The following is a 17315-nucleotide window of genomic DNA, read 5'->3' as shown; positions in this document are numbered from 1 at the left end:
CCGACCGCAATCTTCGACAGCGTGGCCGTCGGCTCGCTTGCCCCTCATCGTCGTTGTTCCGATCTGGTGCACGAAGCAGGAGTCTGGAAACGACACTGCCACTGACGAATTGTGTGGTCAGGGGCCGATCACGACCGTACGGTGAGCCCATGTATGCCGGGCTCACGGAGCGCATCGAGGCGAACGTCGCCGAACATGCCTGTCATCTACATCGCCGTACCGACGGGATGACTGTTACGGAAACCGGCGATCTGGTGATCGCCGACAGTGGTATCGAAGGCGATGCCGGCACCTTCAACATCGTCGCGAACGCTCGTTTCGCGCCGGATGAGGTGAAGAACCGTCTCTCCCTCACAGCGTTCACGCTGCGTTTGACCGGCCGCGCCTTCTCCTGGTGGGCCGGTCCGAATTCCGCGGACCTGCCGTTCGACTCCGTCCAACTGAGGGCAGGGAAGAGAAAAGCCTCGATGTGGGCCCACACCGCGGACATCCCCGCCGCAGACCCGCACCCGGATTTGGAAATCCGCCGCGTCCGCACCCCCGAGGAACTCGCCGACTACGCCGGAATCCTGGCCTCCGACTGGAATCCACCAGTCGCCACCGTTGTGGAGTTCTACGATCGTGTGGCCCCGTCCGCCCTCGCCGAGGACTGCCCGGCGCAGTATCTGATCGGTTACCACCATGGCGAGCCGGTGAGCACAGGCGAGATCTTTCTGCACGCCGAGGTCGCCGGTATCTACAACATCTCCACTCTGGCCGCCTTCCAGCGCCGGGGATTCGGCGGCGTCATGATCTTGGCCGCGGTGGACAGTGCTCGTGCCGCCGGATACGACACCGTGGCGATCCGAGCGTCCACCGAGAGCGAGCCGGTGTACCGCAGGCTCGGTTTCCGTGCCGATGGCTGGTTCACTGAGTACCCCGTCCCGATTGTCCCGTTGGAAGACCGCGGCTACACCACACGGGAGCAGCTGATCTCCGTCGGCTTCGAACACGTCCACGTGGAAAACGATCGCTACAACGGCCCGCAAACCGGTGTCGCCGACATCTCCGGCGTTCCCCACTACTTCGTCAGGCTGAACAGCTTGTTCGAGGACGGCGACGAGTTCTCCGTCTGGCCGATCGACGACGAGAGTCTCGCCCTCGAACAGGAAGCCTGGCGTCTCTACGTGAAAGCGTGGGATGCGGGGGACCATAAACCCGCGCGCCTCACTGAGCTCGAATCGCTGCTGGAGGCTCGCCGTACCACGCCGCCCGCCAGTGCACGAACGATGTTCGCGCACTGGCGTTTCGACGAACGCGATGCGCGCCACGACGCTAACGGACCTACCTACATGATGCGCTGGCGCTGGTACCGAGGGACGGAAGTGGGGTGCCGGCGGTTGAGCAGCTGACGTGGGGAGCGTTGCCGTCGGTGAACCGAACCTGCGATCCGCTCCTGACGCCCATCCCGATCTCACCCTCGGGATGGCCCGATGACATCGAAAACACACGCACATCGGCATGAGAGTGCGTTGACGCACAGTGACACGCCTTGCGGGTCTGACCAGTGTCAAACGGCCGATGCCCGGTATAGGTCGAGGATGTCGGTCTCGCGGGACTCCCAGACGTCGTAGAGCGCTGCGGGTTCGTCATCGTGTTCGCGCACGAACTCGAACTCGCCGAGGGTGCACGGGAGCAGGGTTACGAAGCGCAGCGCGGGCTCGCTTCGATCGTCGTGGTAGAGGTCGAACTCCTCGTCGGCGAACGGGTGCGGGGCGGCGAGCAGGAACGCGATGCCGGTGCCAGGGATGAGGGGTTCGGCGTTGACGTAGCCGCCGCCGTAGGCGTAGCCGCGTTGGCGCTCGATCGCTTCGCTGGCGATGACGTGCGCGAGATATCCGGCTTCGTCCTCGTGCTCGGGCACGGCAGATACGACGAACTCTTGAGGCAACGAGGCGTCGACCTGCTGGAACCGCACCCCGGTGGTCACCGCGGAGACCATCCGCTGCCGCGGGTGCGTGTGAAAGCCGAGGGCGAATCCCCGGTTGCGCCCGTCTGGCCGCTGCGAGCTCTGCCCGTGAGTCACCGGGCCAAGATGGCGTTCGACGTGGGAGCGCAACCCTTCGTATCGCTTCGGGTCGGCGTGCGGAAAGCTCATCGCCTGATCCTAGGGAAGACGACATTCTGTCGCTGCGATGCGAGCGGGAACGTCAGTGGATGCGGGTTGGAAGGGCCGGCTCGCGCTTCGCTCACTGCTTCCGCGCCTCACTCATCACTCAGGAGAAAAGACGATGTGCGACGCACGTTCGCGGACGTCGGCGTCGGTGTGGTCGCGCAACGCCGTTACCAGCTCGCGATACTCGCTGCGAGCAACGCCTCCATCGGGTTTGCCGTATGCGCTCGGGCAGCGCCGAACAGCTCGGGGCGGCCCGGATCGTGGCTGGCCAGCCAAGCCGCGAGCCGCTCCGCCACTTGCCAAGCCTGTGCGGGACGATCGGCGAGGGCGGAGAGCCGGCGGAGAGCCGGCAGCAGGTCGCCGCGGCGGGGCAGGGCGCTGACCGCGAGCAGTAGCGCGTCCGTCCGGTACTCTGCGCTGTCTGTCAGCGTCATGGACAGCCGTTCCGCCGCAGCGCACATCGCTTCGCCGCTGACGTCCAACCGTGAAGCGAAGTGGGCGAGGAAGAGACGAAGTCGTTGCCGCGCCGGCTGGTCCCGGCCGGCGACGACCACGTCAGCCATCTCGAGGAGCGTCGTGACCACGTCGCCCGTCCGCGGTGACCCACATGCCGACAACGTCGAGATCGCTCGTCATACCGACCAGCACCCCCGGCCGACAACTGATCATCTACCACGCCGAACCCGCCACACCCAGCGCCCACGCCCTCGCACTGCTGAGCAGCCTCCACGCCGGCACACACCACGCGCGTTCGGTCGACACCTGACTCGCGAAAACGACCTCAAAGAGCCACCCGGAACCAGATGTACGTCTGCGGCCTCAGCGCAGCCCGATCGAAACCACGCTCTGGCCTTCGGGTGGCCCCCACATGCTCCCGGAGAAGGCCGACGCGGCTGGAGCCGGCTAACTCGCCGCCCGCTTGCGCGACACGTCCGCTATTCGGCGGGAGAGGACAGCTGTATCCGGTGTATCCGGCGGTTTCTACTTTTGGCGTCGCGGGTGCAGCGGAAGAGGCGCCTTGTCGCTGTGATGACCGCGCGTTCGTGGTCTTCTGCTGCACGGTGGAAGGCGATGTCGAAAGGCCACGAGTGAGATGTTCCTATTGTTATCGGTCGGTCGCTCACAACCCGGCCTTGCCCAGCAAGTCCAGCATGACTTGCCGCGGCAGGCTGGGGTTGGCGCCCGCGGCCGCGCAGACGCCCAGGTCTCTGTCCTCGATCAGGGCCCGCAGGATCTCCGGCGGGGTCTTGAGGTGGCCGGCCACGCCCTCGCGGACATGGCCGTCGGGGTCGGTGGCCAGTTCGGCCAGGATCTCGAGCGGCAGGTCGGGACCTTTCAGTGCGATCGACCGCCGTCGCGGGTCGGAATGCGAGGCGAAGCGGATGAAGGCCTCCGGCGGGAAGTTCGAGTGTTCGACGATCAGCGGCCGGTGCTTCGGGTGCTCGCCGTGCTGGGCTACCAGTCGCTCGAGGACTTCGCCGGGGGTGTCCGGGCGGCGCGCGACCAATCGGCGGATCCCGACGTCCTTGTCGTCGTGCAGGGCGGCCACAACCTCCGGCGGCAGATCGGGGCTCGCCGCGACTGCCGCACGGAAACAGTGAATCGGCGAGTCCAGATAGGCCAGCCGTTCTGCCAATGGCAGCTTGCGAACCCACGGCACGTCGTTCGCGTTCAGCACGGTCAGCGCGAACGATTCCGCGCTCCACGGCCCCGTGGCGGCGGAGCACAGGGCTCGGTGCAGCTCGCGGCGCCGGTCCTCGGGCAGGTCCTGACGGAGGATCACGTGCGCCTGCACGTACCCGCTCGGGTCCTCGGCCAGGCGATCCAGCAGGTCGGTGGGCAGGGTCGGATTCTTGGCGACTTCGGCGCGCAACTCTTCGTTGTCGGTGGCCACGAGTTCTTCGGCGATCTCCCTGCTCAAAGTGGCGTACGATGCGACGCTCGCTCTGGTGGCCTCGTCAGCCAGCAGCCTCTGATGGAGATCCTTGGGTGCGTCGCCGTGCGGATAGCCTGCGACGCTTTCGCGCACCGCGGGATCCGGATCGGCGAGCAACGCGCGGCGGATATCCTCCGGCATGTCGTAATCCCAGGCGCGGCCAAGAGCGGCGCGGATCTTCGGATCCGCATGCGTGGCCAGTCTGGACAGATCGTCCCCCGCGTATATCGCGAGGTCGGATGCTGAGACCTGGATGTGCCTGTCGATCGAGTGCTGGATGTGCTTCAGCAGTACGTCCGGGTCGTCCAACCCGAGCGAGTTGCCGGTCGCGAGCAGCTTCTCGACCAGCTCCGGCGACTTGTCCTCCCGCCGCGACACGATCTCATGAGCCGCCACGGGCACCAGGCGAAGCAGAACCTCCAGTGGAGCCGCCGGGTTCCGCCCTATGCCTTCCAGTGCCTTCTTCAGTCTCTCATCCACATCCACATCCTGCCCGAGCGTTTGTCAGAACACGTTGCCACCTAACTCAGGTGCCTTCCCAGTCGACCGTCGGGGATCTCCGTGGGCGCGTGAACTCGCGCGCGGTCCGGCTCTGAGCCGGACACGAAGACACGGGACATGGCGAGTCGGGCCAATCATCGCCAACAGCCAGAAGCCGAGATTCGGCACGATCCCACTATCCCGTTCGGCGCGCAACCAGTGCCAACAGCCCACATCCGGTACCACATCGGCATGACAGGACGTTCGCTTGCCGTCGCCATGATCGGTCCACACGGCAACAGTCCCGATCGGACCGTGCACCCAGGAGACCCATTCGGCGACCGGGAGTCACCACCCGGGCAACCGCCTTGACCTCATTCCAGAGCGAGCCCCAAAACCCGTGGCCGTCGAGGTCGACACTGTTGGTGGGGTCGTCGGCGACGTAGTCGTAGTCGTTGGCGGAGCCGCCTTCTTCGGGGTCAACGGACACCGACGGAGTGACAAAGGCGGCTATTGAGAGGCGAGGCAAATGTGGCGCGTCCGTGAAGGCCTCCTTTCCTGTTCTCAGGGCAGGAAAGGAGGCCTTCGCGAGCTTTCCCGGCTCGCGGCTTCCGGCGCACGCGCTACGGGGTGGTCGTGAGTGGCGATTCGGGTTAGAACACGAATCGCCACTCACGACCCCGACCGAAACGTCCCTTGCAGACAGTCCGGGGGTGCGTCCGCGGAACAGCCGGGTCAGGTCATCGCGACCAGGGTCCGCCGCTTGCCCGTGAACGGCTCGCGTCCGTGCGCCATCAGCATGTTGTTGATCACCATGATGTCGCCCGGCTGCCACGGGAACGCGTAGCTGACCTCGTCGTACGCCGTCTTGATCGTGTCCAGGTCCGCTTGCGGGATCGGCGAGCCGTCGGCGAAGAACGCGTGGCGGGGCAGGTCCTCTTCGGGGTACAGCTCCAGCAGCGCCTCGCTGACCTCCTCCCCCAGGCTCGAGACGTGGAACAGGTTGGCCTGGTTGAACCACACCGTCGCGCCGGTGTGCGGTTCCTCGACAAAGGACGGACGCACGTGCCGCGTGCGCAGGCCCTCGTCGGTCCACTCGTACGTCTGCCCGTTGCCGGCGCAGTAGTCCTCCACCGCCTGGCGGTCGTCGGTCTGGAACGCCTCCTGCCAGGTCAGCCCGAGGCCTTCACGGAACGCCCGTGCGTAGGTGACGCCGCCCGCGAACCGCTCGCGCAGGTCCGACGGCAGCAGGCGGTACATCGCGCGGCTGTCGGCGATCGGCGTCGCGCCGCCGGTTTCGGCCGCCGTGTCGCACAGGAAGAACAGGCGGTCCGGCCAGTGCGCCGAGTACGAGTTCTCGTTGTGCATCGGGATCGACTCGGCCGCCGGGTACTCGGTCGAGGTGTAGATGTTGCCCGAGACCGCCGACCGGGGCGTCGAGCGTTCCGTGTACGTCAGCAGCGAGCCACCGATCTCCTCGGTGACCTGGTTGAACACCGCCAGGTCGGCGGGCATCCCGCGCAGCAGGATCGCGCCGTGCTCGCGCAACCGGTCTTGCAGCGCTTCGCGATGCGCGCGCACCCAGTCCAGGCCCGTGGCCGCGTACACGGTGAGTTTCGTGTGTTCGTTGCCCTCGATGTGACCGAGGTTCGCCGCGAGTTCGGCGGTCATGACTCCTCCAGTTCGAATCGGATCAGCTTGGCGGCCTCGGCGTGCAGCGCGGCGAGGTCTTCGGTGTCGGCGAATCCCGCGGCGAGCACGTTCACCGCGTAGATCTCCTGGTCGTCGGTGAGCAGCTGGCCGGGGCGCACGATCGTGACGACCTCCAGGACCTCGGGCAGGTCGGCGACCTCGTCGGTGCCCTCGACGCGGACCAGCCTCCCGGTGCCCTCGGCGTAGAAGATCAGGTAGCCCACCGGCACTGGCAAGCCCGCACCTCGCGCGGGCGGTGGTGTGCCGAGTGCCAGCGACACGGCTTCGGCGATGACGTCGATGCCGGTCGCGAGCTTCAGCAGCACCGGCTGGGCGCCGCCTGCCGGGCGGCCCGCGTTCACCTCGACGATCGTCGGGCCCAGCTCGGCGTCGTCGATCAGCTCCAGGTGAGCGCAGGTGTTGTCCAGGCCCAGCGCGAGCGCGGCGGCCGTCGCCGCCGCGAACAGCCGTTCGGTGTCCTCTTCGGACAGTTCGAGTGGCGGGCAGACCATGCCCAGCTCGAACTTGCGCTCGTCGATCAGCGGCTTCTCCACCACGGCCACCGGTTCCGCGACGCCGTCACGCACCAGGACGTCGACCGCGTACTCCGGGCCGCGCAGCAGGCCTTCCACGAGGAACACCCGCAGCGGATCGATCGGCGACGGCCCGCCACCGACGAGCCGGTGGTACCGGGCGTCCTCCGACAGCGGCAACCGCTCGGCCAGCAGCCGATACGCCGCGGCCAGTTCGTCCATAGTGGACACCATGCGCACGAGATTGCTCGCGGCGCCGTTCACCGGCTTGATGATCGCCGGGAGCCCGACCGCCGATGCCACCGACGCCGCCTCGGCAGCCGACGAGATCAACGCGCAGCGCGGCCCCGGCAATCCGGCCGCGGCCAGCACCTGCCGAACCGCGAACTTGTTGTGCGTCACGGTGAACACCGACGCCGGGCACCGCGCGACGCCGAGCAGCTCGGCCGCGCGGGCGACGCTCGCGATGATCCCCTCGGCGGCCGTCACCACCCCGGCCGGACGCGCGGTCCGCGCCCGGATGCGCTCGGCGACGGCTTCGGCGTCACGAACGTCGTCGACGAAAACGAAGCCGTCCACCAGTTCCGCCAGTTGTGCCTGCTCGGCCGGTTCCAGGGGCTGGGTGACCAGCTCGGCCCCCAGCCCGGTCGCGCGCACGGCGGCCACGAAGTCGGCGATCCACTGTCCTGTGGTCTCGCAGACCACGAACGCGGTGCTCACACTACCTCCAGTTCGAGCCGGACGAGCTTGCTCGCCTCCGCGTGCAGGGCGGCGAGGTCGTCGTGATCGGCGAACCCGGCCACGACGAGGTTGACCGCGTAGGTCTCCTGTTCGTCGGTGAGCACCTCCCCCGGCGAGACGGTGGTGACGACGTCGATCACCTCGGGCAGCTCGGCGATCTCGTCGAGCCCGCCGATGCCGGTCAACCGGCCCGAACCGGCCGCGTAGAGGATCAGCATGCCCAGCGGGATCGGCAGTTTCGCGGGTTCCCGCACCGGCGGCGGAGCGCCCACCGCGAGTGCCGCGAGCTCGGCGAACACGTCGATGCCGGTGCGCAGTTTCGCCAGCAGCGGCATGATCGACCCGGCGGGCCTGCCCGCGTTGACCTCGACGATCGTCGGGCCGCGGTCGACGTCGTCGATCAGCTCGACGTGAGCGCAGGTGTTGTCGAGACCCAGCGCGCGGACGGCGGCGACCGCCGCCGCGGTGACCAGCTCGGCCCGGTCGGCGGTGAGCCCGGCGGGCGGGCACGACAGCGCCAGCTCGAACTTCCGCTCGTCGATCAGCGGCTTGTCGAGGATCTCGACCGGCTCGGCCGCGCCGTCGCGGATCAGTACGTCCACCGCGTACTCCGGGCCGGACAGCAACCCTTCGACCAGGAACGTCGCCGACGGGTCCACTGTCCCCAATGGACGGTGGTAGCGCGGATCCGCGGACTCGGGCAGTCGCGCGGCCAGCAGCTCGTACGCGGCCGCCAGTTCGTCCACAGTGGACACGGTGCGGACAAGATTACTGCCCGCCCCGTTGACCGGTTTGACGATCGCCGGGAGCCCGACCGCCGAAGCGACCGACGCGGCCTCGGCGGCCGACGAGATCAGGGCGTGGGCGGGTCCGGGCAGCCCGGCCGCGGCGAGGGCCTCCCGGACGGCGAACTTGTTCGCGCACAAGGCGAACACCGACGCCGGGCAGCGTGCCACCCCGAGCAGCTCCGCGGCGCGGGCGGTGCTCGCGATGGCGCCGTCCGAGCCGGTGAAGATGCCGGCCAACGCGTCGCCTGCGATCTCCCGGACCTTCGCCGAGACGGCTTCCGGATCGTGGATGTCTTCGAGTGCGACGACGTCGTCCACCACACCGTCCAGCGCCGCCCGTTCGGCCGCGTCCATCGGCGGGGCCAGCAGCACCACGCGGTGCCCGGCCGCCCGCATGGCAGGCGCGACTTCGCCGACCCAGTGCCCGCGGGCCTCCCTGACCAGCACTGCCGTACTCATGCGGCTTCCTTCCCCGCGAGCTTGCGCTCCCGTTCCTGCGCCCCCACCAGATCGTCGGGCAGCGAATCGGGCACCTCGGTGTCGAAGCGGCGCAGCCGCCGCATCGAGAACCCGCCGACGTTGATCAGCAGCAGGAGCAGCGCGAAGACGACGTAGGCGAGCCCGATGCCCCGGGTCTCGCCGGTGCCGAGCACGGCGCCGACCGACCCGGTCAGCGCGCCGCCGGGCGCGAGCAGCGGCGAGAACCAGCCGACGGCCAGCGGCGCCAGCACGGCGAACCCGATCGGCAGCGTCGACCACGTGATCGTCTGGTTGATCGCGAACACCCGGCCGTGGAACCGCTGCGGCACCTTGACCTGCACCAGCGTCGCGTAGATGCCCTGTGACACGGACATCGCGGCGGCCAGGAGGAACACGCCCGCCGCGACGACGATCAGCGACGGCCGGAGGCCCATCACCAGGCAGCCGAGCGCGATCCCGACGTTGCCGACGAGCACGCCGACCATCCGCCGGTGCCGCGGGCCGCCCCACAGCGCCATCCCGATCCCGCCCACGACCGCGCCGACGGCCTCGGCGAGCGCCACCTGCGCGACGTCGGTGACCGAACCGAACGACAGCACGAGCGGCGAGAGCAGCACCAGCGCGGGTGCGAGGAAGACGTTCGCCAGCGCGAAGTACAGCAGCATCGTGCGGAAGCCGCGGTGGTTCCACGAATACCGCAGCCCGCCCGCGATCGCCGTCAGCAGCGGTTCGCGCGGACGCCAGCCCATCATGTCCGGGAACCGCACCAGCAGCAGGCCCACGATCGCGAACGCGTAACTCGCCATGTCCAGGATGAGGATGCCGGACAGCTGGATCGTCGCCAGCAACCCGGCCGCGAGCACCGGCATCAGCAGCTGGGCGAAACCGGTGGACAGCTGCGCGAGACCCATCGCGTGCCCGAGGTACTGCTTCGGCACCAGCTGCGCCACCGACGACTGATAGGCGATGCGCTGGAACGAAGCCGCCACCGACCCGAGCGGGATCAGCACGTAGAACAACCACAGCTGGACGTGCCCGGTGATCAACAGCAACGCCAGTATCAGCTGGATCCCGCCGGCGACGCTGCTGGCCGCGATCATGATCCGCCGCCGGTCGCCGCGGTCGACCAGTGCGCCCGCCACCGGCAGGACGAGCACGCCGAACAGCAGCGCGAGCGCCCACAGCAGGCCGAGGTCGGCGACCGAGCCCGTGCGGGTGTAGAGCCAGATCGGCACCGCGAACGACGTCAGCGCCGAGCCGGTCGAGGACACCAATTGCCCGATCGTGATCGTGACGAACCGGGCCATGCTCGGCCGCACCGCGGGTTTCTCGTCCACTTCTGCCCGGTGGGTCTCGTGCACCGCCCAGGCCGCGTCTTCGCCGCGGACCCGGACGTCGAGTTCGCCGGGATCGTCCAGCGCCGGGTGCACGCGCGTGACGATCTCCGCGAGTTCTTCGGCCCGGTAGCGCAGGAAGAAGTGCCCGGCCTGGTCGAGCACCACGAGCCCGGTGGTGTCGGTGAGGAACTCCCATTCCCGGTACCGCTCGGCGTAGTAGTCGGTGACCGGGTCCTCTGAGCCGACCACCGACACGATCGGCGCGCGCAGCTTGGCCACACGGGCGTCGAGCAGGCCGCTGAAGTACTCCTCGGCGGCACGGCTGTCGGCGCGCATGTTCGTGATGATCCGGTCGGCCTGCGCCGGGTCGAGGTCGTCGGTGTCGACGCCCATGCCCTTGAGCCAGTTCGAGTAGTACCGGTTGCTGCGCAGCTTCTCCAGCCTGGCACGCAGCGTGCCCACCGGACCCTTCATGCGGGCGAACGGGAAGATCGCGCCGATGTAGACGACTTCCAGCTCCCGGCCGCGCTCTTCGAGCAGCCGGGCGACGGCGACGGCGAGTGCGTTGCCGACACCGCAGTGGCCGTAGATCGCCAGGGGGCCGTCGACGCGGTCGAGGATCTCGTCGGCCAGCCGCTCGACCAGGTCGTCGAAGGGCAGGGCCTCTTCGGACAGTCCGACGTCGTGGCCGGGGATGGCGACCGAGTAGAGCGAGTAGCCCTCCGGGAGCGCGTCGGCCAGCGGCTGGTAGACGATCGCGCTGCCGCCGCCGTAAGGGAAGCAGACGTAGGTCAGCGTCCGCTGCGTCGTCGGTTTGGTCAGCTCGTACAGCAGGTGCCGCGGCCGGTCGGTGGCGTCACCGTCCATGAAGGACGCCAGTTCGCGGATCGTGCGGTGCTGGAACAGGTCCATGACGCCGACCTGCCCGGCGCCCGCCTTGCCGATCCGCGCCACCACCTGGGTGGCCAGCATCGAGTGGCCGCCGAGGTCGAAGAAGTCGTCGTCGACGCCCAGTTCGTCCACCTTGAGCACGTCTCGCCAGATTTCGGCCAGCAGGATCTCGACCGGGGTCGACGGCGCGACCAGTTCCTTGGTCGCGTCCCGGGAGGCGACCGGAGCGGGCAGCGCCTTGCGGTCGAGCTTGCCGTTCGGGGTGAGCGGCAGCTCGTCGAGCGCGACGAACGACGGCGGGACCATGTAGTCCGGGAGGCTCTGCTTGAGCGCCGTCCGCAACTCGCCGGGCTCGGCGTCGCCGACGACGTACCCGACCAGCCGCTTGTCCCCCGGCGTGTCCTCGCGGACGATCACGGCGGCGTCGCGCACACCCGGCTGGGCGCGCAAGGTCGTCTCGATCTCCCCCAGTTCGATGCGGAGGCCGCGCAGCTTGACCTGGTGGTCGATCCGGCCGAGGAACGCGATCGTCCCGTCCGGGCGCCAATGGGCCAGGTCGCCGGTGCGGTACATCCGTCCACTGTGGAACGGATCGGGCACGAACCGCTCGGCCGTCAGTTCCGGGCGGTTGTGGTACCCGAGGGCGAGGCCGACACCGGCGATGTGCAGTTCCCCGGGTACACCGACCGGGCATGGCCGCCCGGCGGGATCGAGAACGTAGATCCGGATGTTCTGGATCGGCGCCCCGATCGGCACCGACGCGACCTCGGCGAGCGCGGCGGGCGTGCAGTGCCAGGCGGTGACGTCGATGGCGGCTTCGGTCGGGCCGTAGAGGTTGTGCAGCTCGCAGTCCGGCAGCCGCCGGACGAACTCGCGGGCGGCGTCGAGCGGCAGTTCCTCGCCGCTGCACACGACCCGCCGCAGCGCCGTGCAGGTCTCGACGCCTTGCTCGGCAAGGAAAAGCGTGAGCATCGACGGCACGAAGTGCGCGGTGGTGATGCCTTCGGACGCGAGCAGCTCACGCAGGTACGCGGCGTCCTTGTGGCCGCCGGGTTCGGCGAGCACGAGCCGCGCGCCGGTGATCAGCGGCCAGAAGAACTCCCAGACCGACACGTCGAAACCGGCCGGGGTCTTCTGCAGCACCGAATCGGTGCCGTCGAGGCGGTACGCGCGCTGCATCCAGTCGAGCCGGTTGACGATGCCGCGGTGACCGTTGGGCACGCCCTTCGGCTGGCCCGTGGAGCCCGAGGTGTAGATGACGTACGCCGGGTCTTCCGGTCCGGCGAGCGGCTCGGGCGGGGTGTCCGGCTGCCCGGCCGTTTCGGCAAGGTCGTCCAGGACAACGACGGTCGCATCACCCGGCGGCAGCGTTTCGCGCAACGCCGCCTGTGTCAGCACGACGGGCGCGGCCGCGTCCCGCAGCATGAACGCCAGCCGTTCGGCCGGATACTCCGGGTCGAGCGGGACGTACGCGCCACCGGCTTTCAGCACGCCGAGGAGCGCGACGACCAGCTCGAACGACCGCTCCGCGAATACACCCGTGAGCACGCCCGGCCCGACACCGAGCCCACGCAGCCGGTGTGCGAGCCGGTTGGCCCGCTCGTCCAGCTCGCGGTAGGTCAGCGACGCGCCGCGGAAGGTCACCGCGGGCGCGTCCGGCGTCCGGGCGGCCTGCTCCTCGACGAGCGTGTGCAGCGTGGTCTGCGGGAAGTCGGCCGTCGTGGCGTTCCAGCGCTCCAGGACGAGTTCGCGCTGCCCGCCGTCGAGGATGTCCAGTTCGGACAGTCGCCGGTCCGGGTCGGCGACGATCGAGCGCAACAGCGTGACCAGCCGCCCGGCCATCCCGGCGACCGTGTCCGCGGTGAACAGCGCGGTGTTGTGCACGAACTTGCCGATCAGCCCGCGTTCGACCTCGATCGCGTGGAACTCGAAGTCGAACCGGGTCGCGGGCAGGTCCATCGGCAACCAGCGAAAGTCCACAGCGGACTCCCCGGCCGCGCCCATCCGGCCCATCTCGTAGTTCTGCAGTACGAACATCGCCTGGAACACCGGCGAGCGGCTGACGTCGCGGGGCACGCCGAGCGCGTTCACCAGCCGCTCGAACGGGACGTCGGAGTGGTCGAACGCGTCCAGCACGTGCCGCCGGGTGCGTTCGAGCAGCTCGGCGAACGTCGGGTCGTCCGCGAGCTGGGCACGCAGGGGCAGCATGTTGATGAACATGCCCGCCACGCCCTCCAGCTCGGGCAGGCCGCGCCCGGCCGACGACGAGCCGATCGCGAAGTCCTCCTGGCCCGAGTACCGCGCCAGCAGCACCTGGTAGGCGGCCAGCAGAGTCATGAAGAGCGTGACTCCGTGCCCGCGGCTCAGCTCGCCGAGGGCACGGGCGAGGTCGCGCTCGACGAAGAACTCATGGATCGCGCCGTCGAAGCTCTGCTTGGCTGGCCGGGGCCGGTCGGTGGGCAGCTCCAAGGGCTCGACCCCGGTGAGCTGTGCCTTCCAGTGCTCCAGTTGCCGGTCGAGTTCGCCACCGGTGAGCGTGCGGCGCTGCCAGTGCGCGAAGTCGCCGTACCCGATGCTCAGCGCGGGCAGCTCGGCCGCGCCGCCGGTGCTCAGGGCGTGGTACTGCGCGGCGAGGTCACGCAGCAGCAGGTCGACCGACCAGCCGTCGCCCACGATGTGGTGCGTGCACAGGACGAGCAGGTGCTCCTCGTCGGACACCTTGGCCAGGGTCGCGCGCAGCAGCGGGCCCGTGGCCAGGTCGAACGTCTCGGCCGCGGCGGCGTCGACGGCGGCACGGGCCGCTTCCTCGGTTCCAGCGTCCACAATGGACACGGTGACGGTGACCGCTGGTTCGATGTGGACGGTCGGCTGCCCGTCGTCCCCTGCCGGGAACCGCATCCGCAGCGCCTCGTGCCGCGTCGGCAGAGTGTCCAAAGCGGACTGGAGCGCGGCGACGTCAAGCCTGCCGGTCAGCCGGATCGGCACCGGGATGTGGTACGACCCGGTGCCCGGCGCGAACTGCTCCATGAACCAGACACGTTCCTGCTGATAGGACAGCGGGACGACGGCATCGGCGGGGCGCGGCGTGATGGTCGCGGCCCGCTCCGTGCGCCGTCGCAGCCGCTGTTCGAGCAGGGCTCGGCGCGCGGCCGCGCTACTGGTTTCGTCGATCGCGGTCATGAGATCTCGCCTTCGGCCAGCTGACGCTGGACCTCTTCGTCGCTGAGCTGGTCGAGGTCTTCGGCGAGGCGCCGCTCGATCTCGGCGGCGAGCCCGGCGACGGTGGTGAGGGTGAACAGCCCCCGCACCGGGATGTCGACTTCGACCTGCTTGCGGATCCGGGACATCGCGCGGATCGCCAGCAGCGAGTTGCCGCCGCGGGCGAAGAAGTCGTCGTGCGCGCCGAGGTCGTCGACGCCGAGCAGCTCGACGAGCACCTCGGCGACGAGTTCTTCGGCCGCGGTCCGTGGTGCGACGTACGCCGGCGCCTCGCCGGGTTCGGGATCCGGCAGCGCGGCCCGGTCGAGCTTGCCGCTGGCCGCCATCGGCAGCGCCTCGAGCGTCACGAACCGGGTCGGCACCAGGTAGTCCGGCAACGTCTTCCGCAGGGCGTCGGCCGCCCCCTCGGTGCTGCCGACGACATAGCCGACGAGCGTGTCGCCGCGGACCGCCACGGCCGCGTCCCGCACCTCCGGCAGCTCGCGCAGCGCCGCTTCGACCTCGCCGGGCTCGATGCGGTAGCCACGCAGCTTCACCTGCTCGTCGACGCGGCCGAGGTAATCGAGCGTGCCGTCACGGCGCCAGCGGGCGAGGTCGCCGGTGGCGTACATCCGGCCGTAGGGACCTTCGGAGAACTTTTCGGTGGTCAGCTCCGGTAGCCCGAGGTAGCCGCGGGCGAGCTGCGGCCCGGCGACGTACAGCTCTCCCGGGACGCCCGGCGGTACCGGCTGCCGCCGCTCGTCGAGGACGTACACCCGGGTGCCGGGCACCGGGCGGCCGATCGAGACGGGTCCGGACGGCAGCGCGCCCCCGGGTTCGATCCGGTGCACGACGCAGCCGACCGTGGCCTCGGTCGGGCCGTACTCGTTGACGACGAGCGTGCCGGGGTGGCGGTCCCGCCACGGCTGGACGGTCTCGGCGGTCAGCGCTTCGCCACCGAGCACCAGTTCACCCGTCGGGAACAGCTCCTCGGCGAGGACGGCGAGGTGCGTCGGGGTCGCCTTGACGAACGTCGGGCGGCCGCCGTCGACCACCGCACCCCCGGCGGTGAGCGTGCCGAGCAGCGTCGTCACGGTGAGGTCGAACGACGGCGACGTGTGCAGCAACGCCCGTCCGGCCAGGCCGGGATATGCCTCACGCGCCCACGCCAGGTACGTGTCCACCGCCCGGTGCTCGACCTCGACGCCCTTGGGCCGCCCGGTCGAACCCGACGTGTAGATCACATAGGCGACGTCGCCCGGCCCGGCCGCCGGTTCCGGGTCCTCGGTGGCCGCGGCGGACCACTCGCCCGGGTCGTCGAGGGCCAGCGTCTTGGTGTCCAAAGTGGACTCTCCGGTGACCAGCGCGAACGGGACACCCGCGTCGGCGAGGATCAGTGCTTGTCGCGGGGCCGGGTTGTCCGGGTCGAGCGGGACGTAGGCCGCGCCGCTCTTCAGTACCCCGAGCACGCCGGTCAGCAGGTCCGCCGAGTTCGGCACGCATACGCCGACGGCGGTGCCGGGACCGGCGCCCAGCTCACGCAGCCGGTGTGCGACGCGGTTGGCTCGCACGTTCAGCTCGGCGTACGTCAGGCGAACTCCGCCGAAATCGACGGCGGGCGCGTCCGGGGTCCGCCGGGCCTGGTCCTCGAACCTGGCGTGCACCGTCTCGGTGTCTGAAGTGGACACTGGGTTCCAGCTGTTCAGGACCAGTTCACGCTCGGCGTCCGACAGCAGCGGCAGATCCGCGACCGACTGTGCCGGATCGGCGACCGCCGCGGTCAGCAGCCGCACGTAGCGCTCGGCCACGGCTTCGGCGGTCTCGCGGTCGAACAGGTCGGTGCGATAGACGAGCCTGCCGTCCACGGAGGTCAGGTCGATCGCGATGTCGTCCTTCGCGGTGGCCGAGCGGATCGGCTCCAGCCCCGAGTCGGGCAGGAAGTTGAACCCGAGCTGATACACCGGCTGCACACCGGGATCGCGCTCGGCCACGGCCGCCTCGGCGACCGCCTGGAACGGCACCTGGCTGTGGTCGATCGCCTCCAGCAGCGTGGTCCGGACCCGGCCGACCAGCTCGGTGAACGCGGGCGCGCCAGAGCAGTCCACCCGCACGGCCATCTGATTGACGAACATGCCGATCAGGTCGGCCAGCTCGGGCAGGTCGCGGCCGGCGACCGGCACGCCGACGACGACGTCGTCCACTCTGGACAGTCGCGACAAGAGTGCCGCGTACCCCGCCAGCAGCACCATGAACGGCGACGCCGAGAGCTCCCGGCCCAGCTCGCCGACCCGGTCGATCAGTCCGTCCGGAAGGTCGAAGTACACCTGGTCCCCGGCGAACGTCAGCTCCGCCGGTCGCGGCCGGTCGGTGGGCAGGCCGTGCACCGGCGGCAGCCCGGCGAGCTGCCTCCGCCAGTAGTCCAGCTGTTCGCTGGAGGTTTCGAGCTGCCCGCGCTGCCAGGCCGAGTAGTCCGGGTACTGGATGGACAGCTCGGGCAGCTTCGGCTCGCGGCCCTCGAACACGGCGTCGCACGCCTCGCCGAGCTCGGATCCCAGCACCAGCACCGAGGCGGCGTCGAACACGGTGTGGTGCACGACGAACGTGAGCACCCACTCGTCGTCGGCCGTACGGCACACCTGGGCCCGCCACGGCGGCGGCGAGTCGAGCGGGATGGCCTCGCGCGAAACATCACCGACGAGTTCGGCGAGCCGGACACCGCGGGCGTCGGCGGGCAGGTCCCGCAGGTCGTGCACCTCGGGCTCGATCGGCACCTCGGCGTGCACCACCTGCACGAGCGCGCCGCCGTCCATCCGGAACGACGTGCGCAGCGCCTCGTGCCGCCCGACGATGACACCGAGCGCGGCGCGCCACTGCTCCGCGGTCAGCGGGCGGTCCAGCCGGGCCTGGCAGTGCAGGTTGTACACCGGGGACGCCGGGTCGAGCTGGCCGGACAGCCAGATCCGCTCCTGCCCGAACGAGGCCGGGAACGTCCATTCCTTCGTGTCGCTCATGATTTCCTGTTCAGTGAGAGGTCAAGCGAAAGTGGCGTCGTGGGTCCAGGTGGTCGTGAGTGGCGTTTCGGGT

At 69.6% G+C, this 17315-nt stretch carries 9 protein-coding genes and 1 pseudogene; 2 read left to right on the top strand and 8 right to left on the bottom strand.

The features are described from left to right. Window positions 1–149: 149 nt before the first annotated feature. Window positions 150–1391 carry a GNAT family N-acetyltransferase gene (locus DL990_RS13120; RefSeq protein WP_199746328.1) on the top strand — a complete coding sequence of 414 codons (1242 nt, stop codon included), beginning with the start codon at window positions 150–152 and terminating at the stop codon, window positions 1389–1391. 158 nt (window positions 1392–1549) lie between these two features. Here DL990_RS13120 and DL990_RS13115 read toward each other — a convergent pair whose 3' ends face one another. Both DL990_RS13115 and DL990_RS13110 read right to left on the bottom strand, forming a co-directional pair. Then, complete coding sequence (locus DL990_RS13115) at window positions 1550–2137, bottom strand: suppressor of fused domain protein (RefSeq protein WP_125798810.1); 588 nt, start codon at window positions 2135–2137, stop codon at window positions 1550–1552. Between the two features lie 185 nt (window positions 2138–2322). Beyond that, complete coding sequence (locus DL990_RS13110) at window positions 2323–2718, bottom strand: hypothetical protein (protein WP_125798809.1); 396 nt, start codon at window positions 2716–2718, stop codon at window positions 2323–2325. 80 nt (window positions 2719–2798) lie between these two features. On the opposite strand from DL990_RS13110, the pseudogene DL990_RS41750 reads away from it, so the two are divergent. Next, window positions 2799–2921, top strand: a pseudogene (locus DL990_RS41750) (transcriptional regulator); the annotation flags it as partial. Window positions 2922–3275: 354 nt separating this feature from the next. Here DL990_RS41750 and DL990_RS13100 read toward each other — a convergent pair. From DL990_RS13100 to DL990_RS13070, 6 genes are all read right to left on the bottom strand, one after another. Then, window positions 3276–4493 (bottom strand): hypothetical protein, encoded by a 1218-nt coding sequence (locus DL990_RS13100; protein ID WP_125798808.1) that lies wholly within the window; start codon window positions 4491–4493, stop codon window positions 3276–3278. An 813-nt stretch (window positions 4494–5306) separates the two neighbouring features. Continuing rightward, on the bottom strand, window positions 5307–6242 hold the full coding sequence (locus DL990_RS13090) for a TauD/TfdA family dioxygenase (protein ID WP_125798806.1): 936 nt from the start codon (window positions 6240–6242) through the stop codon (window positions 5307–5309). Further along, window positions 6239–7516, bottom strand: a complete 1278-nt coding sequence (locus tag DL990_RS13085; protein WP_125798805.1) for an ATP-grasp domain-containing protein — start codon at window positions 7514–7516, stop codon at window positions 6239–6241. The genes DL990_RS13090 and DL990_RS13085 overlap by 4 nt, the downstream gene beginning before the upstream one ends. Continuing rightward, window positions 7513–8784 carry an ATP-grasp domain-containing protein gene (locus DL990_RS13080; protein ID WP_125798804.1) on the bottom strand — a complete coding sequence of 424 codons (1272 nt, stop codon included), beginning with the start codon at window positions 8782–8784 and terminating at the stop codon, window positions 7513–7515. Before DL990_RS13080 ends, DL990_RS13085 begins: the two co-directional genes overlap by 4 nt. Further along, on the bottom strand, window positions 8781–14213 hold the full coding sequence (locus DL990_RS13075) for a non-ribosomal peptide synthetase/MFS transporter (protein ID WP_125798803.1): 5433 nt from the start codon (window positions 14211–14213) through the stop codon (window positions 8781–8783). Before DL990_RS13075 ends, DL990_RS13080 begins: the two co-directional genes overlap by 4 nt. Further along, complete coding sequence (locus tag DL990_RS13070) at window positions 14210–17242, bottom strand: non-ribosomal peptide synthetase (protein WP_125798802.1); 3033 nt, start codon at window positions 17240–17242, stop codon at window positions 14210–14212. Before DL990_RS13070 ends, DL990_RS13075 begins: the two co-directional genes overlap by 4 nt. Between the last annotated feature and the right edge of the window lie 73 nt (window positions 17243–17315).

Source organism: Amycolatopsis sp. WAC 01416, assembly GCF_003947485.1.
In the GTDB taxonomy this organism is placed as follows: domain Bacteria; phylum Actinomycetota; class Actinomycetes; order Mycobacteriales; family Pseudonocardiaceae; genus Amycolatopsis.
The sequence above is the reverse complement of the archived record's forward strand: the minus strand, read 5'-3'. Positions and strand labels throughout refer to the sequence as shown.